This is a genomic window from Bradyrhizobium sp. WSM4874, assembly GCF_055811835.1.
Genome location: NZ_JBVVPR010000197.1, coordinates 1 through 558 on the forward strand (window position 1 = coordinate 1; position 558 = coordinate 558).

General features: G+C 57.3%; 1 protein-coding gene. It reads right to left on the reverse strand.

What is annotated here, in order from left to right:
* On the reverse strand, window positions 1-558 hold a 558-nt coding region (locus tag AC0L3P_RS40015; RefSeq protein ID WP_473309466.1), incomplete at both ends, for an IS110 family RNA-guided transposase.

Genomic DNA, 558 nt, shown 5'->3' on the forward strand with positions numbered 1-558 from the left:
GGGTCCTTTCTGACGGCAACCAAAATCTCTCTGTCGAGCTTCTCTATGCGGGTTGTAAGCAGCTCAATCTGTTCAGCGAATAGGATCAGGGCAAAGCGGGCGGCGCCGGGAATCCTATTGTCTTTTTCGTCCCGGAGAAGCACCAGGAGTTTTGCGATGCTTGCCATGCCTGTGCCAGCGATAATGCCCAATTCGGCCATATGGGCACGCAGGGCATTTGCAGTCTGGCTGCGCTGCTTCATCAGCATCTCTCGCGTTCGCAAAATCATGCTGGCTGCTTGTTGTTCGGCAGTCTTCACGGGCACGAACCGCATTGTCGGGCGGTTGACCGCCTCACAAATGGCTTCAGCATCCGCCGCGTCGGTCTTGTTTCGTTTGACGTAAGGCTTCACGTAGGCTGGCGGCATCATGCGGACAGAGTGGCCCAACGCCGCTATCTCGCGTGCCCAGTGATGGGCACTCGCACAGGCCTCCATACCTACCACGCAAGCTGGAAGGCTTCGAAAGAAGGGCAGAACCTGCGATCGCCGCAATGTGCGACGAACCAAGACTTTCCCG